The sequence below is a fragment of the Novosphingobium sp. JCM 18896 genome (assembly GCF_025938095.1).
GTDB lineage: Bacteria > Pseudomonadota > Alphaproteobacteria > Sphingomonadales > Sphingomonadaceae > Novosphingobium.
The window spans coordinates 742985-764995 of sequence record NZ_JAPCZF010000001.1; the positions used below are offsets into that span (position 1 = coordinate 742985).

The window sequence follows — 22011 nt, forward strand, 5'->3', positions numbered from 1 at the left end:
GATCATGTCAAACTGACACGATCGCAGCATGCATGGCAAATTCGATTCCCGACATCCGCTGGTGGGCCTCTCGGACGAGCTGATCCGGCTCAACGGCCGCCTCAAGGGCATGTTCGCCGGTGCGCGCCGATCCGAAGGGCTCGGCGATTCCGAGCTGACCGTGCTCAACGCCGTGGTCGAGGCCGATCGCGCGCCGACCGTGCCGCAGATCGGCCGTTCGCTCGGCCAGCCGCGTCAGATCGTCCAGCGCGCGGCCAATTCGTTGATCGAGGCCGGTCTGATCGAGGCAGAGACCAATCCCGATCACAAGCGCGCCGTGCTGCTGCGTGCGACCGAGCAGGGCGTGGCGCTCAAGCGCGAGATCGACGCGCGCGCCGATGCCATCGCCGAGGAGATCGCGGGCAGCCTCGACGCCGATCTGGTCCGCCGCGCGGCGGGGCTGCTGCACGACATCCGCAAGGAACTGGAAGCTCGGCTGCGGGCGGGAGAGAAATCATGACGAGCATGACCTACGATCTCGATGAGTTGGCGCCGAAGGGCCCGCTGACCGAATGGCTCGACGCGCATGTGCCCGAGTTGGGCAAGGGGCCGCTCGAAACCTCGGTGCTCAGCGGCGGTACCTCGAATGTCGTGCTGACGCTCAGCCGCGGCGAGACGCCGATGGTCATGCGCCGTCCGCCGGCCGTGCCGCCACCGGGCGCCGAAAAGGGCGTGCTGCGCGAGGCGCGGATCCTGACCGCGCTCAACCAGACCGAAGTGCCGCATCCGATCTGCTACGGCGCCTGCGAGGACGTCTCGGTCGCGGCCGCACCGTTCTACGTGATGGAGAAGGTCCAGGGCTGGGCGCCGAACCTGCGCGACGAGAAGATCTGGAACGAGGCGCCGTTCGACACGATGCCTTACGAATACGGCATCCCCTTCGCCATCGTCGACGGGCTGATCGCGCTGGCCAACGTTGACTACGAAGCGATCGGGCTGGGCGACTACGGCAAGCCCGGCAAGTTCCTCGAACGCCAGGTCGATCGCTGGGCCGGCCAGCTCGCGAGCTACAAGGAGCGCTACGGCTACGCCGGCCGCCATCTCGAAGGCTATGCCGAGACCGAAGAATGGCTGCGGCACGCGGCTTTGCCCAAGGAAGTGCGCGGCATCATCCATGGCGATGTCGGCACGCCCAACATGATGTTCCGCCACGGCCCGCCGGCGCGGCTCGCGGCGATGATCGACTGGGAGCTGTCGACGATCGGCGATCCGATGATCGACATGGGCTGGTTTACCGGCGGCATGCGTGACGAGGAGAACCCCGACAAGGAGTTTCCTAACGCGCTCAACAACCCGGCGAACTTCCCGACCAAGCAGGAGCTCGCGCGCTACTATTGCGCCGGCACGGGCCGTGACATCCGCGACTTCGAGTGGTTCTCGCTGCTCGCCAAGTTCAAGTCGGGCTGCCTGCTCGAATACAAGGTGGCCCAGGCCGAGGCGGGAATCCTGCCCAAGGAGACGGGTCGCTTCTTCGCGCGCATCGTCGAGAACGTGTTCAAGGAAACCAAGGCGCAGATCGCGCGGATGAAGTGAATTTGATCCTCCCCGGCACGGGGAGGATTAGGAGAGAATGCCATGATCGATTTCAGCATCGAACCCGAATTCCAAGCGAAGCTCGACTGGATGGACAAATTCGTCCGCGAGGAATGCGAGACGATGGACCTGCTCTGGCCGCAGATGGGTGCCAATTTCGAAACCTGGCGCAGCGATGCGCGCAAGCACCTCAAGCCGCTGCAGGATCAGGTGAAGGCGCAAGGGCTGTGGGCCTGCCACCTCGGCCCGCATCTGGGCGGCCCCGGTTACGGCCAGGTCAAGCTGGCGCTGATGAACGAGATCCTCGGTCGCTCGTCGTGGGCCCCGACCGTGTTCGGCACGGCCGCGCCCGATACCGGCAATGCCGAGATCCTCGCCATGTTCGGTACGCCCGAGCAGAAGCAGAAGTACCTCGGCCCCTTGATGGACGGCGATATCGTCTCGTGCTTCTCGATGACCGAGCCGCAGGGCGGCGCCGATCCGGGCGAGTTCACCTGCAAGGCCACCTTGGTCAAGAACGACAAGGGCGAGGACGAGTGGGAGCTCGAGGGCTACAAGTGGTTCTCGTCGAACGCCAAGCTGGCGACCTTCCTGCTCGTCATCTGCGTCACCGATCCCGACAAGGTGCTGACCGAGCGGATGAGCATGTTCATCGTGCCGACCGACACGCCGGGCATCGACATCCTGCGCAACGTGGCGATCGCCGGCGATCTCGATCCCGAGGACGGCCACCACGCGCATATTCACTACAACAAAGTGCGCGTGCCGCTCGACCACATGCTGGGCGAGCGCGGCGGTGGCTTCAAGGTCGCCCAGGCACGGCTCGGCGGCGGGCGGATCCATCACGCCATGCGTACGGTCGGCATCTGCAACCGCGCGCTGGAGATGATGCTCGAACGCGTGGTCTCGCGCCGGACGCGCGGTCGCACGCTCGGCGATCACCAGATGGTGCAGGACAAGATCGCCGCGTCGATCGTCGAGCTCGAGGCCTTCCGCCTGCTCGTGCTCAAGACCGCCTGGATCATCGACGAGGTCGAAGAAGGCCGCATGCCGCACGGCTCGGCGCGCAACTACATCGGCATGTGCAAGATCGGCCTGGTCAAGATCTACCACGACGTCGTCGGCCGCAGCCTCGAGATCCACGGATCGCTGGGCATCAGCCTCGATCTGCCCCTGGCCAAGTGGTACGGCGGTCACATGTCGCTGGCCTTCGCCGACGGCCCGACCGACGTGCACAAGTCGCAGCTCGCCCGCGCCTATATGAAGAAGGCGAAGCCGGCCGAGGGCTTGTTCCCCAGCGAGCATATCCCGACGCGGCGCGCGGCGGCACAGGCGCGCTATCCCGATGCGGTCGATCCCAAAGTCGTCGATCCGCGCAAGGCGAAGCGCGCGTGATGGATCCGCTTTTCGACTTCACCGGCAAGGTTGCGCTGGTCACCGGCGGCTCGCGCGGGCTCGGCTACCAGATGGTCAAGGCCTTCGCCGAGCGCGGCGCCGACGTCATCATCGCCAGCCGCAAGCTGGAGAACTGCGAGGCCGTGGCCGAGGAAGTCCGCGCGCTCGGCCGCAAGGCGCTCGCGGTCTCGGCGCATGTCGGCAAGTGGCCCGAGTGCGACCGGCTGATCGAGGAGGCCTACGCCGAGTTCGGGCGTGTGGATATCCTTGTGAACAACGCGGGGATGAGCCCGCGCACGCCGAGCCACGAAGTGACCGAGGCTTTGTTCGATTCGGTGGTCAACCTCAACTTCAAGGGGCCGTTCCGCCTCGCGAGCCAGGTCGCCAAGCGCATGGCCGACGGCGATGGGGGCTGCATCATCAACGTGACCTCCTCGGGCTCGTTGATGCCGCTGCCGCAGGTCGTCGCCTATGGTTCGTCGAAGGCGGCGCTCAACGCGATGTCGAAGAGCCTGGCCTGGGAATATGCGCCCAAGGTGCGCGTCAACACGCTCTCACCCGGCGCCTTCCGCACCGACATCGTCGAGGCCTGGCCCGACAAGGGCAAGGGCCCGATTCCGATCCCGCGCGGCCATGCCGCCGAGCCCGAGGAGATCGTCACCGCCGCGCTGTTCCTGGCGAGCCCGGCCTCGGCCAACGTCACCGGCTCGCTGGTGCGCTGTGATGGAGGACAGCACTGATGCCCCGCGCGATCATCGCCGACGCCTTCGGTCCGCCCGAGGCCTACGAAATTCGCGAGCATGCCGCGCCGGAACCCGGCCCGGGGCAGATCCGCGTCGCGGTCAAGGCGATCGGCATTTCCTACGTCGACGTGCTGACCGCCGCGGGCAAGTATCAGGTGACGCCGCCGCTGCCGTTTATCCCGGGCAGCGAATGCGCGGGCGTGGTCGAGGCCTTGGGCGAGGGCGTCACGCATCTGGCCGTCGGCGACCGCGTCATGGGTTCGAGCTTCGGCGGCATTTTCGTCGAGCAGGGTACCTTCCGCGCCTCGAGCTTCAACAAGGTGCCCGACGCGCTGACCCTGGAAGAGGCCGCGGTCTTTCCGCCGAGCTATACCACCGCCTTCCACGCGCTCAGCGACCGCGGGCGGCTGCAGCCCGGCGAGACCCTGCTCGTGCTCGGCGCGGCCGGGGCGACGGGCATCGCCGCGATCCAGACCGGCAAGGCCATGGGCGCGCGGGTGATTGCCTCGACTTCGAGCGAGGACAAGCGCCGGCTCTGCCTCGAGGCCGGCGCCGATGCCGTGGTCAACACGCGCAGCGAGGACTGGCGCGGCGAGGTCAAGGCTGCCGCCGGCGGGCGCGGCACTGTCGACGTCGTGTTCGATCCGGTCGGCGGCGACATGACCGATCCGGCTTTCCGCACGCTCGGCTACGACGGGCGCTACCTCGTCATCGGCTTCACTGGCGGTATCTCCTCGCTCAAGACCAACCTGCCGCTGGTCAAGACCGCGAGCCTGATCGGTGTCCAGCTCCGCGCTTTCGGCGAGGCCGAACCGGCCAAGGCCCAGGCGAACTTCGCCAGGGTGCTGGAGATCGCCGCGACGGGCGCGCTCAAGCCGGCGATCGGCCGGGCCTATGCCTTCGACGATTTCCGCGCGGCGATGAACGCGGCCTTCAAGGGCGAGGGCGCCGGGCGCGTGGTGCTGAAGGTCGGCTGATCAACAGGTCGCGCGGAACTGCTGCGGGGTCTGGCCGGTCCAGCGCTTGAAGGCGCGGCCGAAGCTCGTCTGCTCGCCATAGCCGAGCCGGTCGGCGATCTCATCGAGCGTGAGCTGACGCTGTGCAAGGTGCGACTTGGCCAGCTTGGCGCGCTGGCCCTCGACCAGTTCGGAGAACTTGGCCCCCTCGGCGGAGAGCTTGGCCTGGAGCGTGCGGACCGAGGTGCCGATCTTGTCGGCGCAGCGCTCGATCGTGCAGTTGCCCGAGGCCAGCGAGCCGCGGATGTAGCTTTCGACGCGATCGATGATCGACTGGCTGTGCGACGCCTTCACCGTCTGCAGATAGGAACCGAGCAGGCGGAACAGCACGCGGTTGGCGCTGGGCACGATCTGGTCGAGCGTGTGCACCGGGAAGGCGATGGCATTGTGCCGGCTGTGCGAGATGACCTTGCAGCCGAGCACGCGCTCGAGCTCGGGCAGGTCGCTGGCGCGGGTGTCGGCCGAGAGGCTGATCCACGAGGGCTTGAAGCCGGGACCGCCCATCGCCTGGAGCAGCTTCACGTTGAGCATGGCCGCCTGGTAGTTGGCCTGGTCGTTGACGCCGATGTCGGTGTTGACCAGCCAGGCGAGCTCGGCGGTCTCGCGGCCCTCGATCAGCACGACCTCGCAATCGGGCGCGTGGACCACGGGCAGGTAGTCGATCAGGCAGCGGATGCCCGCGCGCACGGTGGGCGCGGCGCGGCAGAGCGCGGTGACGCAGCCGAACACCTCGGGATCCTGGGCGATGGCGATGTGCAGGCCGAACAGCGGATCGTCGAACAGCGAGCTGCAATATTCGAGCGTGTCGGCCAGCTGCTGCGGCGCGATCAGGCTTTCGGGATCGGTCAGAACGCGCGCTTCCATGCCATAGCGTTCGACGATGCCACGCGCGTCGCGGCCGCGCTGGCGGGCGACGTCGGCCAGGCCGCTGAAGTTGGCGGCGCGGCACTGGCCGCCGCCGGGGGCGATGTCGAGCGGCCCATCGAGGCTGAAAAAGGTCTCCTGACCCATTGATCCCGTTCTCCCGGCCGGCGCTGTGCCGGCGATGATCCTCCACGCGCGCCGCCCGACTCTCGGTGGCGCGCCTGTGGCGTGCAATATCGACACTCTCGCGCAAAATGCCAAGAGCGCGACTTGTCTGTGGCCGCAGAGGCAGGTTTCTTCGATAGGAAGTGCCATGACTGTCGGTGCAAGGATGCCGCCGAGAGCCGCTTTCGCAGGTGCAGCACGCGATTGCCGTCAGAGCAAAATCCGAAATGGAGGAATGCGGCGCGAGATGCAGCCGATGCAGTCCGCTGCGTCAAATGTCGAAGTCGATGCGCCGCTTGCGTGGAATGCCCGGCGCGATGCTTTATGAAAAGCGCATAAGAAGGGCCTGCGCATAGGCCGGCCCCACACCGGGAGAGTACCCATGGCGGAGACCCTGTTCTCCTTCGATCGCCGCAACTACCGCGATTGCCAGGACAAGTTCCGCGGCGACCGCGAGCAGGAATACTATCGCGGCGATTTCTGGATCGAGGATGCCTCGACGATCGAAGTGCGCTCGGAGCGCAAGGCTGTCGGCGCGGTGTCGATCATCAAGCAGCGTTCGGCGACCAACCTCGGCTTCCGCCGCACGCGCCAGCACATCCGCGAGGACGCGACCGACCTGTCGATCCTGTGGTTCGTCAAGCACGGCAAGCTCGCCTTCTCGAACCAGTGCGGCAACAAGATCGCGCAGCCCGGCGATTTCGCCATCACCCGCTCGATGTCGCCGTTCTTCATCGAATGCGTGGTCGATTCGGAATCGGTGCACGAATTGCTCCACGTCACCGTGCCCACGCACATCCTGCGCGCACATATCCCGCAGGACTTCTCGACGGGGCTGTTCATGCCGGCCAACCGCGCCGAGCTGGCGATCGCCGAGAACATCCTGACTGACGTCTTCGAGGACGATGGCTCGCTGGGCGAGGATTCGGCGCGCGTGCTCGTCGAGACCGCGCTGACCCTGATCGGCAATGCCGTGCGCACGAGCGAGGAAGCGGCGCCCGCGCGGCAGACCATCGCCGATCGCCGCCTGCAGGACGTGCTGCGCTTCATCGAGGTGCACCTGTCCGATCCGCAGCTGTCGACCGCGATGGTCGCCAAGGGCTGCGGCATCAGCCCGCGCTATCTGTCGTTCCTGCTGCGGCTCAAGGGCACCTCGTTCTCCGAGCTGGTCTGGGAGCAGCGGCTCGAGAAGGCGCGCAACTGGCTCTCGGCGTCGGACCCGCGCGACATCTCGATCAGCGAGATCGCCTATGGCGTCGGCTTCAAGAGCCCGGCGCACTTCAGCCGCATGTTCAAGCGCGTGTTCAAGGTGAACCCGCGCGAGTTCCGCGGCGAATGTGCCGAGCATTCGGAGCTGGCGCACGCCGACGAGCACGACGCCTTCGCGAATTTCGCGGGCGAGACGCTGCAGTAACCTCGTACGGAAAACGGACGGACGGTAACGGCCCGGCGGTATCGCGCTCGGCCAGCGCCGCACGCTTGCATCGCCGGGAACCATCGCCGATGGTAGTGCGCGCTATCTGAGGAGGATGTCCCAATGCCCAAAGTCAAGCTTGTCGCCCTGACCACGCCGCTGCCCGGCAAGGAAGCCGAGTTCAACGATTGGTACCAGAACAAGCATCTCGGCGAGGTCACGTCGGTGCCCGGGTTCGAAGGCGCGCAGCGTTTCCAGCTCGTCGCCAAGCTCGCCGGCTCCGATCCCAACACCTATCTCGCGATCTACGACGCCGACGTCGAGGATCCGGGCGCTCTGCTCGCGGGCATGGGCGAACTGGCCCAGTCGGGCAAGATGACCCCGCCGATCTTCCAGGACATGGCCACGACCTACACCGCGCTGTTCACCGAATGCGGTGACTACGTGAAGGCCGGCGGCTGAGGCCACTCATCCTCCCCGGTACGGGGAGGGGGGCCGCCAGCGTAGCTGGTGGTGGAGGGGGCTCTCGGCCAGCGCAGCGCGTATCGGCCCACCCCCTCCGTCAGACCCTACGGACCTGCCACCTCCCCGCGAGCGGGGAGGATTTTCAACCCTGCCCGAACTTCGGCGCGCGCTTCTCGCGCAGCGCGGCGATGCCTTCGAGGTGGTCGGCGCTGCGCACCGAGACCGATTCGTAGGCGATGCCCGCGTCCATCACCGCCGCGGCGAGGCGCTTGAGCTCGAGGTTGGTCAGGATCTTGGTCGCGCGGATCGCGCCCATCGCGCCGTTGAGCAGCTTCGCGCAGAACGCGTCGACCGCGGCATCGAGCTCTTCCTTGGGCACGCAATAGTTGATCAGGCCGATCTCGGCCGCCTTCTGTGCGGTCAGGATCTCGCCGGTGAACAGATATTCCTTGGCGCGGGCGAGGCCGATGCGCTGCGCCCAGATCACCGCGCCGCCATCGCCGGCGACGAGGCCCAGGCCGACGTGCGGATCGCCGATCTTCGCGCCCTCGGCGCCGATGACGATGTCGCACATCAGTGCGATCGTCGCGCCGAGGCCGACGGCGTGGCCGTTGAGCCGGCAGATCACCGGCTTGTCGATGTCGAGCAGGGTCGAGATGATCCGCTTGGCCTGGCGCGCCTCGTGATCGAACAGCACGGGGTTGGCGGCGTTGCGCGCGATGTGCTCGAGATCGCCGCCGGCCGAGAAGCCGCGGCCCGCACCGGTGATGACGACGACGTCCGAGCCGGTGTCGCCCTGGGCGAACCACAGCGCATCGGGCAGTTCGTCGTGAAGCTCGAGGTTGATCGCGTTCATCGCCTCGGGGCGGTTCAAGGTCAGGCGCAGCAGGCGGCCTTCGCGGGCGAATTCGATCGTCTTGAAAGTCGGCAGCGGCTGAGCGGCGCTTGGGGCAGTATCGGACATCGTGAGGTCTCCCTAGTCGGCGCCGTCATAGAGCTTCGATTCTGCGGAGCCAGCCATATTCTTCGCGAGCGCGATGGTGCGCTGGCTTGCCAAGGTCAAGCCGGCATGCTGAACAGGCGCGCAGCAGGATTGGGCGCGGAAACGCGCGACGGAGAGGATCAAGATGGCAAATTTCGACGAGACGTTCGATTGGGTGGTCGTGGGCTGCGGCGGTGGCTCGATGAGCTCGGCGCTGCTGATGCGCCAGGCCGGCAAGTCGGTCGTGATTCTCGAAAAGTCGCCCTTTGCCGGCGGCACCACCTGTAAGTCGGGCGGCGTGATGTGGCTGCCCAACAACCCCTTCATGGATCCGGGTGAGGACAGCACCGAGAAGGGTATCACCTATCTCGACGCCGTGGTCGGCGACGACGCCGACGCGCCGGGCACCAGCCACGAGAAGCGCCTCGCCTATATCACCGAAGGCCGCAAGATGGTCGAGTTCCTGGTCAAGCAGGGCGTCCAGCTCCGCCGCGGCTCGGTGTTCTGGCCCGACTATTACGACGAATATCCGGGCGGCTGCAAAACCAGCCGCACGATCGTCGCCGAGCCGTTCGACAAGAACGAGCTGGGCGAATGGGCGCCCAAGCTGCGCAAGGGCTTCCTCGAAGTGCCGGTGCTGCTCGACGACGGCATGAAGCTGCCCTTCATGACCACGGGCAAGAAGATCGGCTTCTTCGCCAAGACCGGCCTCAAGGTCGTGCTCGGCAAGCTGACGGGCAAGAGCTACGTCACGGCCGGCGCGGCGCTCCAGGGCCGCATGCTCAAGGCCGCGCTCGGCGCCGGTGTCGACATCCGCGTCGAGACCCCGGTCAACGAGCTGATCATCGAGAATGGCAAGGTTGTCGGCGTCGTCGCCAGCAAGGACGGCAAGCCCTGGCGCGTCGGTGCCAACCTCGGCGTGCTGGTCAATGCCGGCGGTTTCTCGCGCAACCAGGAGATGCGCGACAAGTACATGCCCGGCACCAATTCGGCCTGGTCGATGACCAACGAGGCCGACGAGGGCGACATGCACCGCGAGATGGAGCGCCACGGCGGCGTGCTCGCGCAGATGGACCAGATGGTCGGCTTCCAGATGACCCGCGCGCCGGGTTGGGAAGATGAATATGTCGCGCCGGGCGCGCAGTCGATCACGGCCAAGCCGCATGCGATCCTCGTCGACCAGACGGGCGTGCGCTATCTCAACGAGGGCGGCTCCTACGAGGAATATTGCGAGCGCATGGTCGTGCGCAACCGCACCGCGCCGGCCGTGCCGAGCTGGGCCGTGTTCGATCGCCAGTACCTCGAGCTCTATCCGCTGGCGAATGGCGGCCAAGGCAAGATCCCGCAGAAGTGGGTCGAGACCGGCTATCTCAAGCAGGCCGCGACGATCGAGGAACTGGCCAAGCTGATCGACGTCGATCCGGCGACGCTCAAGGCCACGGTCGATCGCTGGAACGGCTTCGTCGACAAGGGCGTCGACGAGGACTTCCACCGCGGCGAGCGCGCCTATGACGAGTTCCTCGGCGATCCGCGCCGCGAGAAGCAGTTCCGTTCGCTCGGCCGCATCGACAAGGGGCCGTTCTACGCGGTCGACGTCGTCCCCGGCGACGTCAGCACCTATGGCGGCGTGATCACCGACGTGAACTCGCGCGTGCTGCGCGGCGACGGTTCGGCGATCGAAGGGCTCTATGCCACGGGCGTCTCGACCGCCTCGCCGATGGGCAAGGTCTATCCGGGCGCCGGCGCCAGCGTCGGTCCGTCGCTGACCTTCGGGTGGATCGCGGCCAAGCATGCCGCGGGGCTGAGCAACGCCCAGCTTTGAGTGAACGGGCTTTGAGCGGCCGGATCATGGATGACGCCGCTTTCGTGGCCGCGGGGTGGGCGCCATTGCCCACCTCCGGTTTCTCGGCGGCGATCGGCAAGACCTGGATGAAGGGCGAGGCGGGCAGCCGCACGGTGGCGCTCGCCGCGCACGACGGTATCGTCAACGACTATGGCGCCGTCGTCCACGGCGGCGCGCTAATGACCTTCGCCGACATCGCGCTCGGCTTCGGTGCCGCCGATGCGATCACCGGGCACAGCTATGTGACCGTCCAGCTCCAGTATTCGTTCGCCGGCGGCGTGGCCAAGGGCGCGCTGATCACCTGCGAGCCCGAACTGGTGCGCAAGACCTCGTCGCTCGCCTTCGTGCGCGGCCTGATCAAGGCCGACGGCGCGGTGGTCGGTTCGGCCGACGGCATCTTCAAGGCGCTGGGGCCGCGGTAGGTATCATCCTGGGCACGCGCCCTCTCTCTTCGTCATCCCCGCGAAGGCGGGGATCCATCTCCAGAGCTGTCCTAAAACGCCATCGTTGCGATTGTTGATGCCGTAGGAGATGGATCCCCGCCTTCGCGGGGATGACGGGAAGAGTGGAGTTCGCGCGTACTGGGCCTCGTGAAGCCTACAGCAGGTTCACGCCGACCTTGCCGAAGAACTGCCCCGATTCGAGCATGCGGAACGCGTCCTCGATGCGGTCGAGGTCGTAGACCACGTCGACCACGGGCTTGATCCGGTGCGCGACGATGAAGGCGAGCATGGCCTCGTGCTGGTCGCGGTTGCCCACGCCGATCGGTTTGAGATCGACCTTGGGATCCTGCCGCGTCCACGAGAATTCCGAGCCGAGCATGCCGATAGCCGAGAGCTGGCCGTCGGCGGCCAGCAGCGAGACGTTGTCGTCGAACTGGGTCGCGCCGACCGTGTCGATCACGTTGGTGACCTTGGCGCCGCCGATCGCGTCGCGGATCGCGGCGGCCCAGTTCGGCGTGTCGCGGTAGTTGACCGTGACGTCGGCGCCGAGCGAACGCGCGCGGGCGAGCTTGGCGTCGGACGACGAGGTGGCGATCACCTGCGCGCCCATCGCCTTGGCGAACTGCAGCGCCGCGATCGAGACGCCGCCGGTGCCTTGCACGAGCACCCAGTCGCCAGGGCCGGTCGGGCGGAAGCCGGTCAGCGCCGACCAGGCGGTCAGCCCGGCGCAGGACAGTGTCGCCGCCTCTAGATCGCCAAGCTCGTCGGGGTTCAGGACCAGGCTCTCGGCCGGATAGACCGCATACTGCTGCGCGACGCCGTCGATCGATCCGCCGAGCATCGTCGGGGTCGGCTGCGAACCGCTGAGCCAGCCGATGGTGAACTGCGGGGTCACGCGGTCGCCGGCTTTCACGCGTGTGACGCCGTCGCCCACGGCCTCGACCACGCCGGCGGCGCAGGACAGCGGCACCAGTTCGGGTTCCTTGGCGATCCCCGGGATCAGGCCCTTGGCCATGATCACGTCGCGATAGTTCAAGGTCGCCGCGCGCAGCCGCACCAAGGCCTCGCCGGGGCCGGGCTGGGGCTTGGGCATTTCGCGGATTTCCAGCGTGTCGATGCCCTTGCCGCTCTGCAGCACTGCCTGCTTCATCGTTCTCTCCCGAATCCTTTTGGCGCTGACTAAGCCCGAAATGCGCGGGCGTGCATCCCGAAAATGTTCGGCCGGGAACGTGGTGCGCTCACCGGCTTTGCCTGCGGCGGCGCAGCCGCGTGACTGGCGGGCCGGCTCGCGTTCCCATGCCCGGACCCCGCTGTTAGGCTCCGCCGCGTACCTGGGGAGGGAGTTTTGCGCGTGGAAGATCCGTCACTGTCGTTGGTCTATGGCAAGCCGCTGGCCGAGGAGCCGGGGCAGGGCGCGCAGACCATCGGCGGCTATCTGCGCGAGGTTGCGGCGCTCTATGGCTCGCGCGAGGCGCTGGTCCTGCGCAAGGGCGAACATCGCCTGTCGTGGTCCTACGACGACCTGCTGGCCCGCTCGATCGAGGTGGCAGCGGCGTTGATCGCGAGCGGCGTCGGCCGCGACAGCCGCGTCGGCATCCTCATGACCAACCGCCCCGAATTCCTCGCGGCGCTGTTCGGCACGGCGCTGGCGGGCGGCGTGCCCGTAGCGCTCAGCACCTTCTCGACCCCGAGCGAGCTCGACTACCTGATCAAGGCCTCGCAGGTCTCGATCCTGCTGTTCGAGCAGACCGTGCTCAAGAAGGACTTCCACGCGATGATCGCCGAGCTCGAGCCGGCGATCGCGCAGGGCGAGCCCGGCGGGCTCAATTCGGCGAAGTTCCCGTTCCTGCGCCACCTCGTCTCGCTCGGCGGCGTCGAGGGCACGGACGAGGCGCTGGAGTCCGCGTCGGGTGGGGCGGTCGAGACCTGGCGCGCCTTTCTCGCGCGTGGCGCGGACGTGTCCGAGGCCCAGGTCCTGGCGCGGGCCGACATGGTCACGCCCGGCGACATCGGCGGCATCTTCTTCTCCTCGGGCACGACCAGCCTGCCCAAGGGCATCGTCCATGCGCAGCGCGCCTTCACCGTACAGTGGTGGCGCTGGCCTCAGACCTTCGGGATGCACCACCCGGTGCGCGCCTGGACGGGCAACGGCTTCTTCTGGTCGGGCAACGTCTCGATGGTGCTCGGCTCGGCCTTCTCGACCGGCGGCGCGGTGGTGCTCCAGCGCTATTTCGACGCCGAGGAGGCGATCGACCTGATCGCGCAGGAAGGCGTGCACTTCATCAATGGCCGCCCGCACCAGTGGGCGCGCTTCCAGGCGGCACCGAACTGGGCCGGCGCCGACCTGTCGAGCGTCAAATACGTGCCGCGCGGCGAACTGATCTGGGAGCATCCGACCGTCGATACCCAGTGGCGCGTGCCCAACGCTTTCGGCTGCACCGAGACGATGACGGTCAACACCGGCTTCTCGGTCGAAGTGCCGCCCGAATACTACAAGGACAGCTTCGGCGCGCCGCTGCCCGGCAACCTGCTCAAGATCGTCGATCCGATGACCGGCGCGATCGTGCCGCGCGGGACCAAGGGTGAGCTCTGCGTCAAGGGACCGACCCTGATGATGGGCTATCTCGGCAAGACCTTGGAAGACTGCTTCGACGCGCAGGGCTTCTTCTGCACGGGCGACGGCGGCCACGTCGACGAAGAGGGCCGCTTCTTCTGGCAGGGGCGCCTGACCGACATGATCAAGACTGGCGGCGCCAACGTCTCGCCGCTCGAGGTCGACGAGGTCTGCGCGCGGTTCCACGGCATCAAGCGCGTGCAGACCGTGGGCGTGCCCGACGACCTGCTCGGCGAAATGGTCGTCACCTGCATCGTGCCGGTCGACGGCGTGACCCTCGACGAGAGCGCGATCGTGGCTTTCCTCAAGACCGAGATCGCCAGCTTCAAGATCCCGCGCCGCGTGCTGTTCTTCACCGACGAGGACTGCGCGGTGACCGGCAGCGAGAAGGTCAAGCCGGCGCTGATGCGCGAGCTGGCGGCACGGACGCTGGGCGTCGCGCCGGCTGTCCCCGCCGGGGGATAGACGCGCCCGATCCCCGTGCCACTCTGTCGTGCAAACGAGGAGAGGCGATGTGGACAGGCTTCGGAACAAGGTGATCGTCGTGGCCGGCGCCGGCGGGATCGGTGGCGGTCTCGCCCGGCGCTATGCGGCCGAAGGCGCGGCGGTGGTGCTGGGTGATCTCGACGCGGCGAGCGTCGCGGCGACGGTGGCCGAAATCACAGCGGCGGGTGGCACCGCGGTTGGCACCGCGCTCGACGGCGCCGACGAGGCTTCGGTGAACGCCGGGGTGGCGCTCGCTGTCGAACGCTTCGGCGGTCTCGACGGCTTCCATGCCAATTTCGCAAGCTTCAAGGACGGCGAGAGCGGGGCCGATATCCTCGGCCTGCCGATGGAGGCCTTCGACGAGGTCATGCGTGTCAACGCGCGTGGTTTCGTGCTGTGCACGCGTGCGGCGCTCCCCGAGATGCTGCAGCGCGGCGGCGGTTCGCTGGTCTATACGACCTCGGGCGCAGCCTTCATGGGCGAGCCACTGCGCCTGGCCTATGCGATGAGCAAGGTTTCCGCGCACGCGCTGGTGCGCCACGTCGCCAACCGGTTCGGTGCGGAGGGCATCCGCGCCAATGCCATCGCCCCGGGCGTGGTCTCGCACGCCCGGTTCGAGGCGGTGATGGATCCGGATGTGGTTGCCGGCATGGCGGCGCGGATCCCCGTCGGCCGACTCGGCCGCCCCGAGGACATCGCCGCCATGGGCGCGCTGCTGATGTCCGACGAGGGCAGCTTCATCACCGGCCAGGTGCTCAGCGTCGACGGCGGCAATTCGATGCGCCAGTGACGGTTCAAGGCTTGGTCCAGGCGATCATCGACATCGGATAGGTGACCATCACCGCGCAGTCCTGCAGCTGTGCGCGGAAGCCCAGGCGATCCTCGCCGCCCGCGGCATCGTCGCGCATCATCGCGAGAAGCTGGTCGCGCGTGCAGGTCTCGGGGAACGAGGTCTCGAGCACGGCCGCATAGGGCATCGGTGCGGTGAGGTTGGTCACCGCCCGCGCCTCGCCGAGACCGGCGGCGCGGCCCAAGGCTTCGAACTCGGCGATCGTGTGCGCGTGACCGTGCGACGGATCGCGCAGGCGCTCCATGCGGTCGTAGGCTTCGGCCTTGTCGGCATCGGGCGTGACGTCGAGCACGACCACGCTGCCGCCTGGACGGCAGACGCGCGCCATTTCGGCCAGGACGAAAGCCGGCTGCTCGAAATGGTGGAAGGCCGCGCTCGATCCGACCACGTCGAAGGCGCCGTCCGCGAAAGGCAGGCCGGCAGCATCGCCCAGAACCCACGCGACGTTCTCGATGCCGAGCCGGGCCTGTGCCGCGCGCGCCTGATCGAGCATGGCTGGAGTTATGTCGTAGCCCGTTGCCCGCGCGACATGCGGTGCGAGATCGAGCGCGAGCGAGCCCGGGCCGCAGGCGACGTCGAGCACTTCGTCCTCGGTCGAGAGCCCGATGAAGGCGCGCAGGCCGGCGCGGCGGTCGCTGGCGATCATGCCTTGGGTCAGGCGGGCATAGCCTTCGGCCTGCTGGGTATGCTGATCGACGATCTTCTCGTTGTAGGGGCTGTGCAGGCTCATCGCGGTTCTCCTCGCTCTATGCCGCAGAGGATAGGCGATTGGTCCTTGGCCTGCGCGCGCGCTTCGGCCAGACTTGGCGCCATAACGGCCAAGAGGACCTGCGATGCCATTCGATCTCGCGACCACCGACGCGCTGCTCTCGACCACGCGCGCGGTGCGCAAGCGGCTCGACCTCGATCGCGCCGTGCCGCGCGAGGTGATCAACCAATGCCTCGAACTCGCGGTCCAGGCGCCGACCGCGAGCAACAGCCAGTCGTGGCGCTGGATCGTGGTCGACGATCCGGCCAAGCGCCTCGCGCTCGCCGAGATCTATCGCAAGGGGGCGCTGCCTTATCTGGCCTCGCCGCTCAAGGCCTCGAACGAGGCCGATCCGGGGCAGGGCGAACGCGTGCGCGATTCGGCGCAATGGCTGGCCGAGAACCTCGAGAAGGTGCCCGTCCACGTCATCCCCTGCGTCGAAGGACGCCCGCCCGCGGGCGCGCCGGCGATGATCTCGGCCGGGGTGTTCGGTTCGATTTTCCCCGCGGTCTGGTCGTTCCAGCTCGCGCTGCGCGCACGCGGGCTCGGCTCGGCGCTGACGACCCTGCACCTGCTGCACGAGCAGGAAGCGGCCGACCTGCTCGGCCTGCCCGACAACGTCATGCAGGTGGCGCTGCTGCCGGTCGGCTATACCAGGGGCACCGACTTCAAGCCGGCGGTGCGGCCGCCGGTGGCGGGGATCACGCACTGGAATGGGTGGTAGGGGCGCTTCACCACCCTCATCCAAGCTATGCTAGCCGCTTATGCGGCAAGCTTCGCTATCCTTCTCCCGCCAGCGGGAGAAGGGGCACTACCTAACCCCTCTCCCGCTGGCGGGAGAGGAAGCGAGACTTATTGAGCGAAGCGAAATTAGTCGCAGCGGTGAGGGTGGTCTCAAGCAAACGCCGCCAGCGCCTGCCGCCCGGTGCGTTCGCGCCAGGTGTCTAGGCTTTCGCCGAGCTGCAGGTTGAGCATCGCCCGCTTCATGAACAGGTGGATCGGATGCTCCTCGGTCAGGCCGATGCCGCCGTGGAGCTGGATCGCTTCCTCGACCACGAGCCGATAGACGTCGCTGGCCAGCGCCTTGATCGCGCCGAGATCGACGAGCGTCGCCTCGGCCTCGACCGCGCGCTTCCACAGCAGGGCTTCGGCCGCGACGACGCGGGTCTTGAGATCGGCGACGCGGTGCTTGAGCGCCTGGAACATCGCCAGCGGCCGGTCGAACTGCTTGCGCGTCTTGAGATATTCGATCGTCATCGCGAGCGCGGCGGTGGCACCGCCAAGGCTCTCGGCCGCGAGTGCGAGCTGCAGTTCGCCGTGCAGACGTTCGGCAATCTCGTGCGCCGCCTCGCCGCGCGCGACGACGAGTTCGGGCACGACCTGGTGGTTGGCCAGGGTGACGTCGAACAGCCGGCGGCTCTCGTCCCACAGCTTGCGCTCGGTCACAGTCACGCCGGCCGCGTCGAGCGGCACCAGCGCGGCAAGCCCCTTGGCGAGTACGAGGACGTGGCTGGCGAGATCGGCATCGGCCACGCAGGGCAGGGTGCCGCTCAGCACGATCGAACCCGAGTTGGTCACCTCGACCGCCGCGGGCAGCAGGTTGGTGGTGATTAGCTCGCCCGTGGTGGCGCGCTCGATCCAGCTCGCCTGGTCGGCGAGTTCATCGGCCGCGGCGAGCGCCTGGACGGCGAGCAGCGCCGGGATCAGCGGCGCGGTCGAGAGGACCTTGCCCAGCTCGAAGTGGATCGCTGCCGAGCTGTCGCGGCCGAGGCCGAGGCCGCCCGCGTCTTCGGGTAGCGGCAGCAGCAGCCAGCCCATCTCGGCGATCAGCGGCCAGCTCGTCTCGCGCGCGGGCTTGAGCTGGTCGGCCGGGAACGCCTTCTGCGCGGCGTCGTGGAGTTCGGTGCGTTCGATGCTCACAGGACCCACCCCTTCGGCTCGCGCTGCATTTCGAGCATGCGCTCGGAGATGATGTTGCGCTGCACTTCCTCGCTGCCGCCGGCGATGGTCCAGGCGTAGCTGTTCATGAAATCGGCCATCCAGTTGCCCGTGGTGAGATCGCCATAGACGATCGGCGCGCGGTACTGCTCGTCGATCCCGCCAAGGCGCGTGCCGAGCAGGGTGAACTCACGCAGCACGCGCGAATAGGTGTTCTTGACGATCGAGGCGTCGCCCAGGCCCTCGTGGCCGTCGATGCGGTTCTGCAGGAAGCGGTCGGCGATCGCGCAGGCTTCGTCGCAGCGCGTCACGAGCTGGCCGAAGTCGCGCAGCACGCCGCGGTCTTCCTCATAGCCGTTCTTGCGGATCAGTTCGGCCACGCGGCTCAGCGCGCCGCGCATCTTGTAGGTCAACTCCATCAGCGTGAGGCCGCGCTCAGACGACAAGGTCGCCTGGCTGACGGCCCAACCCTTGCCCTCTTCGCCGACGCGATCGGTGACCGGGATCACCACGTCGTCGAGGAACATCTCGCAGAATTCCTCGTCGCCCTGGATCTGTTCGATCGGGCGGACCGAGACGCCCGGCGCCTTCATGTCCATCAGCAGGAAGGTGATGCCCGCCTGCTTCACGCCGTCGCTGCTCGTGCGCACGAGCAGCAGGCACTTGTCGGCATATTGCGCCATCGTCGACCAGACCTTCTGGCCGTTGATCACGTAGACTTCCTGGCCGTCGCGCGTCTGGCGCTCGGCCTTGCACTTGAGCGAGGCGAGGTCCGAACCGGCGTTGGGTTCGGAGAAACCCTGGCACCAGGTCTCGCCCTCGAGGATCGCGGGGAGGTAGCGGGCCTTCTGTTCCTCGGTGCCGCATTCGAGGAAGGTCGAGGCGGCGTGATAGGTGGAGACGAACGAGAGCAGCAGCCGCGGCGTGTCGGCGCGGGCCAGCTCCTCGTAGATCACCTTCTGCTCGGCCAGGCTGCGGCCGGCGCCGGGGGCGAGGCCCGCGGGCCAGTGCGGCACGGCATAGCCGCCGGCGACCAGGGTCTGGAACCAGTCGCGCTGCGCCTGGGCGAACTCGGCGTGGCTCATGGTCTTGTAGGCTTCGCGCCAGCCCGTGGGGGCGTGGGCGGCGAGCCAGGTGCGGACTTCGTTCCGCAAGGTGTCGAGTTGCGTGGTGTCGCTCATGCGGGCCTCTTGCAGCGCGTCGGGTTGGTCGTCAAACGCAGGAGCGTTAAATGGCGACTTCGATCGTATCGCCGGTGACGCGGACCTCGAAGGTCTTGATCGGCATCGTCGCGGGCGGGTTCATCGGTTGGCCAGTCTCGAGATCGAAGCGCGCGCCGTGGACGGGGCACGAGAGCCAGCCGTTCTTCATCTTGCCGCAGTCGAGCTTCTCGTGCGCGTGGCTGCACAGGTTCTCGACTGCGAAGATCGTGTCCTTCGTGTTGCACAGGACCAGCTCGACCTTGCCGGCCATGGCCACGATCTTGGCGCCGGCGGGCAGTTCGTCCAGCTTGGCAACGGCGACGAAGGTCTTTTCGCTCATCGGCTCGGGTACTCTCTTTCGGGTCGGAAACGCGGCCCCTGTAGAGGTCTCGCGCGCTGTTCAATCCGCCCTTGCCGTCAAACGCGCGCGGAAGCAATTGGCTCTACCCTGCCGGTCATTTCTCCGGCACTGTCCCAACAGATAATGCCGCGGGCGAATTCGCGGAATATGTGGCGGGAGAGGCTGTGCAGGATACAGAGACATTCGACGTCGTCGTGGTGGGTTCCGGCTCGGCCGGTGCCATGGCGGCGCTGCGTGCGGCCGATCACGGGCTCAAGGTCCTGATCGTCGAGAAGGCGCAGAAGTTCGGCGGCACCTCGGCCACCTCGGGCGGCGTCATGTGGATCCCCAACCACCAGCTCGACGGTGACCAGGGCGACAGCCGCGAGGCGACCCTGCAATACGTCGACAGCCTGATCGGCAAGCCGGTCAACCGCGAGCGGCTCGAGGCCTTCGTCGATGAAGCGCCCAAGATGCTGCAATATCTCAAGGGCACCGGCGTGCAGGTCGCGGCCGCCGCCTGGCCCGACTACTATCCGGGCAATCCCGGCGCGCGCGCCGACCGTTCGGTGATCGTGCCGACCTTCGACGGCCGTGATCTCGGCGACAACCGCTATGCGCTGATGCGCGAGCAGTACAACCGCTTCAAGCTGTTCGGCCGCTATGCGATGGACCTGACCGAGACCTTCACCCTGATGATGCAGTCGAAGGGCTGGCGCGGCGTCGCCGCCAAGGTCATCGCGCGCTACTGGATGGATCGTTCGACCCGCGCGGTCTCGCACCGCGACAAGCGCTTCACCTCGGGCGCGGCGCTGATGGGTGCGACCTACAAGGCCGTGTTCGACCGCGGTGCCGAGCTGCGCATGGAGACCAAGCTCGACCGCCTGCTGGTCGACGACGCCGGCCGCGTGACCGGCGTCGAGGTCAGCAACTTCGGCCGCAAGTACACGATCAACGCGCGCCACGGCGTCGTGCTCGCCGCGGGCGGCTTCGAGTGGAACCAGGAGCTGCGCGACCGCTTCTATCCGGTCCCCGGCCTGACCCGTCATTCGTCGACCCCAGAGGACGCCAACCGCGGCGAGGGCCTGATCGCCGCCGAGGCGATCGGCGCCTCGACCGAGCATACCGAAGCGGGCTGGTGGATCCCCACTATGCAACTGCCGATGCCCGGCGCCTCGAACTTCCACGAAATCCACCAGGCCGCCTTCGACGTCGGCCGGCCGTGGTCGGTCGTGCTCAACCGTAATGGCGATCGCTTCGTCGATGAGGCCTGCGGCTACGACCAGTTCGGCCAGGCGATGGTCGCCGATCATCAGAAGACCGGCGCCAACATGCCGTGCTGGCTGATCTTCGATACGAAGTTCCGCCGCAAGTTCAGCGCTGGCGGCCTGATGCCGACCGTGCATACGCCGGAGCGCAAGGTGCCCAACGACTGGTGGGACCACTACGTCTTCCGCGCCAACACGATCGAGGAGCTGGCGAAGAAGATCCATCTGCCGGTCGACAAGGTCAAGGAACAGGTCCGCAAGATCGGCGAGTATTCGAAGACCGGCATCGATCCCGAATTCGGCCGCGGTATGAACCCCTACGACCAGATGTTCGGCGATCCCACGGTCACGCCCAATCCCAACCTGGGTCCGATCGACACCGCGCCGTTCTATGCCGTGCCGATCAACAACGGCGACCTCGGCACCAAGGGCGGCCTGCGCTGCGATGCGCGCGCACGCGTGCTCGACCAGGCGGGCAATCCGATCGCCGGCCTCTATGCCGCGGGCAACCAGTCGGGCACGCCGTTCGGTGACGTCTACCCGGGCGCCGGCGCGACGATCGGCCCGGCCATGACCTTCGGCTACATCGCCGCAAACGACATTGCAGAGCGCTCGGGCAACCAGCGGGCGTAACATTCATCCTCCCCGGAACGGGGAGGGGGACCATGGCGCGCAGCGGCATGGGGGAGGGGGCTCGCAGGCAAGCGCAGCGCCAACCGACAGCCCCCTCCACCGTCCTGCGGACGGTCCCCCTCCCCGTGCCGGGGAGGATTGAAGGAGCAAGATTATGGAAGGCAAAGTTGCGATCGTCACCGGCGGCGGCGGCGGGATCGGTGCGGGGATCGTCCGCGCGCTCGGCGCGAAGGGCGTCAAGGTCGTCGCGACCGGCCGCAACGAGGGCAAGCTCGCGCGCTTCGGCGAGGAACTGGGTTCGTCGATCGCCTACTCGTCGATCGCGGTCGATGCCACGGCCGCCGATGCGCCCAAGGCGATCGTCGAGCACGCGCTCGAGAAGTTCGGCCGGCTCGACATGCTGGTGAACAACGCGGGCTCGTTCAATTTCGGCCCGGTCCATTCGACCACCGACGACATGCTCGACGAAGTGCTCGGCATCTCGCTGCGCGCGCCGTTCCGCCTGACGCGCGAGGCCTTGCCGCATCTGGGGCAGGGCTCGTCGATCCTGTTCGTCGGCTCGACCTGGGGCATCTACGGCACGCCGGGTGGCGGTGCCTACTCGGCGGTCAAGGCCGCACAGATCGGCCTGATGCAGACCTTGGCCGCCGAATACGGGCCGCAGGGCATTCGCTCGAACTACATTGCGCCCACCGTCGTGCGCACCGAGATGACCGACGCGTTCTGGGATCTCGACTTCTTCCGCCGCACCAACCACGAGCTGACGCCGTTCCCCGGCGAATGCACGGTCGACGACATCGGCAACATGGCCGCCTTCCTCGCCTCGGACCTGGCCGGCTTCGTCAACGGCCAGACGATCGCGGTCGACGGCGGCATTTCGACCACGCGCTACCTCGCGCCCGAAGCGGTGAATGCCGAACGAAAGTAGTGTTTCCAGACTGTTGCTGAAAAGCGGCACCCTGCGGGGAAATGCTGCGCTGCAACACAACTGTCATTGATATCACATCGCCGAAGACTAGGCGGGCCGCCG

Annotated in this window: 21 protein-coding genes; 14 read left to right on the forward strand and 7 right to left on the reverse strand. The window is 67.4% G+C overall.

Annotated elements, in window-relative coordinates:
• Positions 1-28: 28 nt before the first annotated feature.
• Genes OLX23_RS03600 through OLX23_RS03620 form a run of 5 tightly spaced genes read left to right on the forward strand, consistent with a single transcriptional unit; the run spans position 29 to position 4687 of the window.
• Entirely contained in the window at positions 29-499 is a 471-nt protein-coding gene (locus OLX23_RS03600; protein ID WP_264443131.1) for a MarR family winged helix-turn-helix transcriptional regulator, read from the forward strand.
• Complete coding sequence (locus OLX23_RS03605) at positions 496-1572, forward strand: phosphotransferase family protein (RefSeq protein WP_264443133.1); 1077 nt, start codon at positions 496-498, stop codon at positions 1570-1572. Before OLX23_RS03600 ends, OLX23_RS03605 begins: the two co-directional genes overlap by 4 nt.
• 42 nt (positions 1573-1614) lie before the next feature.
• A complete protein-coding gene (locus OLX23_RS03610) occupies positions 1615-2967 on the forward strand; it encodes an acyl-CoA dehydrogenase family protein (RefSeq protein ID WP_264443135.1) in 1353 nt (450 codons plus the stop codon).
• Complete coding sequence (locus OLX23_RS03615; RefSeq protein WP_264443729.1) at positions 2967-3707, forward strand: SDR family NAD(P)-dependent oxidoreductase; 741 nt, start codon at positions 2967-2969, stop codon at positions 3705-3707. Before OLX23_RS03610 ends, OLX23_RS03615 begins: the two co-directional genes overlap by 1 nt.
• On the forward strand, positions 3707-4687 hold the full coding sequence (locus OLX23_RS03620) for an NADPH:quinone oxidoreductase family protein (protein ID WP_264443137.1): 981 nt from the start codon (positions 3707-3709) through the stop codon (positions 4685-4687). Before OLX23_RS03615 ends, OLX23_RS03620 begins: the two co-directional genes overlap by 1 nt.
• Here OLX23_RS03620 and OLX23_RS03625 read toward each other — a convergent pair whose 3' ends face one another.
• Positions 4688-5737 (reverse strand): AraC family transcriptional regulator, encoded by a 1050-nt coding sequence (locus OLX23_RS03625; protein ID WP_264443139.1) that lies wholly within the window; start codon positions 5735-5737, stop codon positions 4688-4690.
• Between the two features lie 400 nt (positions 5738-6137).
• Here OLX23_RS03625 and OLX23_RS03630 point away from each other — a divergent pair, with 400 nt between their 5' ends.
• On the forward strand, positions 6138-7169 hold the full coding sequence (locus OLX23_RS03630) for a helix-turn-helix domain-containing protein (protein WP_264443140.1): 1032 nt from the start codon (positions 6138-6140) through the stop codon (positions 7167-7169).
• A 123-nt stretch (positions 7170-7292) separates the two neighbouring features.
• Positions 7293-7631, forward strand: a complete 339-nt coding sequence (locus tag OLX23_RS03635; RefSeq protein ID WP_264443141.1) for a DUF4286 family protein — start codon at positions 7293-7295, stop codon at positions 7629-7631.
• Between the two features lie 145 nt (positions 7632-7776).
• Here the strand turns inward: OLX23_RS03635 and OLX23_RS03640 are convergent, their stop codons facing one another.
• On the reverse strand, positions 7777-8598 hold the full coding sequence (locus OLX23_RS03640; protein WP_264443144.1) for an enoyl-CoA hydratase/isomerase family protein: 822 nt from the start codon (positions 8596-8598) through the stop codon (positions 7777-7779).
• A 163-nt stretch (positions 8599-8761) separates the two neighbouring features.
• On the opposite strand from OLX23_RS03640, the gene OLX23_RS03645 reads away from it, so the two are divergent.
• Positions 8762-10438, forward strand: a complete 1677-nt coding sequence (locus OLX23_RS03645; protein WP_264443146.1) for an FAD-binding protein — start codon at positions 8762-8764, stop codon at positions 10436-10438.
• Positions 10439-10464: 26 nt separating this feature from the next.
• The gene (locus tag OLX23_RS03650) at positions 10465-10881 is read left to right on the forward strand and encodes a PaaI family thioesterase (protein ID WP_264443147.1); all 417 of its coding nucleotides are present in this window, start codon (positions 10465-10467) and stop codon (positions 10879-10881) included.
• 175 nt (positions 10882-11056) lie between these two features.
• Here OLX23_RS03650 and OLX23_RS03655 read toward each other — a convergent pair whose 3' ends face one another.
• Positions 11057-12052, reverse strand: coding sequence for a zinc-dependent alcohol dehydrogenase family protein (locus tag OLX23_RS03655; protein ID WP_264443149.1), 996 nt, complete (start codon positions 12050-12052; stop codon positions 11057-11059).
• A gap of 201 nt (positions 12053-12253) precedes the next feature.
• On the opposite strand from OLX23_RS03655, the gene OLX23_RS03660 reads away from it, so the two are divergent.
• Entirely contained in the window at positions 12254-13981 is a 1728-nt protein-coding gene (locus OLX23_RS03660) for a class I adenylate-forming enzyme family protein (RefSeq protein WP_264443152.1), read from the forward strand.
• A gap of 49 nt (positions 13982-14030) precedes the next feature.
• Positions 14031-14792, forward strand: a complete 762-nt coding sequence (locus OLX23_RS03665) for an SDR family NAD(P)-dependent oxidoreductase (protein ID WP_264443154.1) — start codon at positions 14031-14033, stop codon at positions 14790-14792.
• 4 nt (positions 14793-14796) lie between these two features.
• Here the strand turns inward: OLX23_RS03665 and OLX23_RS03670 are convergent, their stop codons facing one another.
• The gene (locus OLX23_RS03670) at positions 14797-15582 is read right to left on the reverse strand and encodes a class I SAM-dependent methyltransferase (protein WP_264443156.1); all 786 of its coding nucleotides are present in this window, start codon (positions 15580-15582) and stop codon (positions 14797-14799) included.
• Between the two features lie 103 nt (positions 15583-15685).
• On the opposite strand from OLX23_RS03670, the gene OLX23_RS03675 reads away from it, so the two are divergent.
• Positions 15686-16324 carry a nitroreductase family protein gene (locus OLX23_RS03675; RefSeq protein WP_264443157.1) on the forward strand — a complete coding sequence of 213 codons (639 nt, stop codon included), beginning with the start codon at positions 15686-15688 and terminating at the stop codon, positions 16322-16324.
• A 170-nt stretch (positions 16325-16494) separates the two neighbouring features.
• Here OLX23_RS03675 and OLX23_RS03680 read toward each other — a convergent pair whose 3' ends face one another.
• Genes OLX23_RS03680 through OLX23_RS03690 form a run of 3 tightly spaced genes read right to left on the reverse strand, consistent with a single transcriptional unit; the run spans position 16495 to position 19080 of the window.
• Positions 16495-17520 (reverse strand): acyl-CoA dehydrogenase family protein, encoded by a 1026-nt coding sequence (locus OLX23_RS03680; protein ID WP_264443158.1) that lies wholly within the window; start codon positions 17518-17520, stop codon positions 16495-16497.
• Entirely contained in the window at positions 17517-18719 is a 1203-nt protein-coding gene (locus OLX23_RS03685; protein ID WP_264443159.1) for an acyl-CoA dehydrogenase family protein, read from the reverse strand. The genes OLX23_RS03680 and OLX23_RS03685 overlap by 4 nt, the downstream gene beginning before the upstream one ends.
• A gap of 46 nt (positions 18720-18765) precedes the next feature.
• The gene (locus tag OLX23_RS03690) at positions 18766-19080 is read right to left on the reverse strand and encodes a Rieske (2Fe-2S) protein (protein ID WP_264443160.1); all 315 of its coding nucleotides are present in this window, start codon (positions 19078-19080) and stop codon (positions 18766-18768) included.
• Between the two features lie 185 nt (positions 19081-19265).
• On the opposite strand from OLX23_RS03690, the gene OLX23_RS03695 reads away from it, so the two are divergent.
• Both OLX23_RS03695 and OLX23_RS03700 read left to right on the forward strand, forming a co-directional pair.
• Positions 19266-20981, forward strand: coding sequence for an FAD-dependent oxidoreductase (locus OLX23_RS03695; protein ID WP_264443161.1), 1716 nt, complete (start codon positions 19266-19268; stop codon positions 20979-20981).
• A gap of 154 nt (positions 20982-21135) precedes the next feature.
• Complete coding sequence (locus OLX23_RS03700) at positions 21136-21909, forward strand: SDR family NAD(P)-dependent oxidoreductase (RefSeq protein ID WP_264443162.1); 774 nt, start codon at positions 21136-21138, stop codon at positions 21907-21909.
• Positions 21910-22011 lie beyond the last annotated feature (102 nt).

Bases quoted from the DNA above. Each gene is read 5' to 3' on its own strand.
- OLX23_RS03600 (WP_264443131.1), top strand. From the start codon at position 29: ATGCATGGCAAATTCGATTCCCGACATCCGCTGGTGGGCCTCTCGGAC.
- OLX23_RS03605 (WP_264443133.1), top strand. From the start codon at position 496: ATGACGAGCATGACCTACGATCTCGATGAGTTGGCGCCGAAGGGCCCG.
- OLX23_RS03610 (WP_264443135.1), top strand. From the start codon at position 1,615: ATGATCGATTTCAGCATCGAACCCGAATTCCAAGCGAAGCTCGACTGG.
- OLX23_RS03615 (WP_264443729.1), top strand. From the start codon at position 2,967: ATGGATCCGCTTTTCGACTTCACCGGCAAGGTTGCGCTGGTCACCGGC.
- OLX23_RS03620 (WP_264443137.1), top strand. From the start codon at position 3,707: ATGCCCCGCGCGATCATCGCCGACGCCTTCGGTCCGCCCGAGGCCTAC.
- OLX23_RS03625 (WP_264443139.1), bottom strand. From the start codon at position 5,737: ATGGGTCAGGAGACCTTTTTCAGCCTCGATGGGCCGCTCGACATCGCC.
- OLX23_RS03630 (WP_264443140.1), top strand. From the start codon at position 6,138: ATGGCGGAGACCCTGTTCTCCTTCGATCGCCGCAACTACCGCGATTGC.
- OLX23_RS03635 (WP_264443141.1), top strand. From the start codon at position 7,293: ATGCCCAAAGTCAAGCTTGTCGCCCTGACCACGCCGCTGCCCGGCAAG.
- OLX23_RS03640 (WP_264443144.1), bottom strand. From the start codon at position 8,598: ATGTCCGATACTGCCCCAAGCGCCGCTCAGCCGCTGCCGACTTTCAAG.
- OLX23_RS03645 (WP_264443146.1), top strand. From the start codon at position 8,762: ATGGCAAATTTCGACGAGACGTTCGATTGGGTGGTCGTGGGCTGCGGC.
- OLX23_RS03650 (WP_264443147.1), top strand. From the start codon at position 10,465: ATGGATGACGCCGCTTTCGTGGCCGCGGGGTGGGCGCCATTGCCCACC.
- OLX23_RS03655 (WP_264443149.1), bottom strand. From the start codon at position 12,052: ATGAAGCAGGCAGTGCTGCAGAGCGGCAAGGGCATCGACACGCTGGAA.
- OLX23_RS03670 (WP_264443156.1), bottom strand. From the start codon at position 15,582: ATGAGCCTGCACAGCCCCTACAACGAGAAGATCGTCGATCAGCATACC.
- OLX23_RS03675 (WP_264443157.1), top strand. From the start codon at position 15,686: ATGCCATTCGATCTCGCGACCACCGACGCGCTGCTCTCGACCACGCGC.
- OLX23_RS03685 (WP_264443159.1), bottom strand. From the start codon at position 18,719: ATGAGCGACACCACGCAACTCGACACCTTGCGGAACGAAGTCCGCACC.
- OLX23_RS03690 (WP_264443160.1), bottom strand. From the start codon at position 19,080: ATGAGCGAAAAGACCTTCGTCGCCGTTGCCAAGCTGGACGAACTGCCC.
- OLX23_RS03700 (WP_264443162.1), top strand. From the start codon at position 21,136: ATGGAAGGCAAAGTTGCGATCGTCACCGGCGGCGGCGGCGGGATCGGT.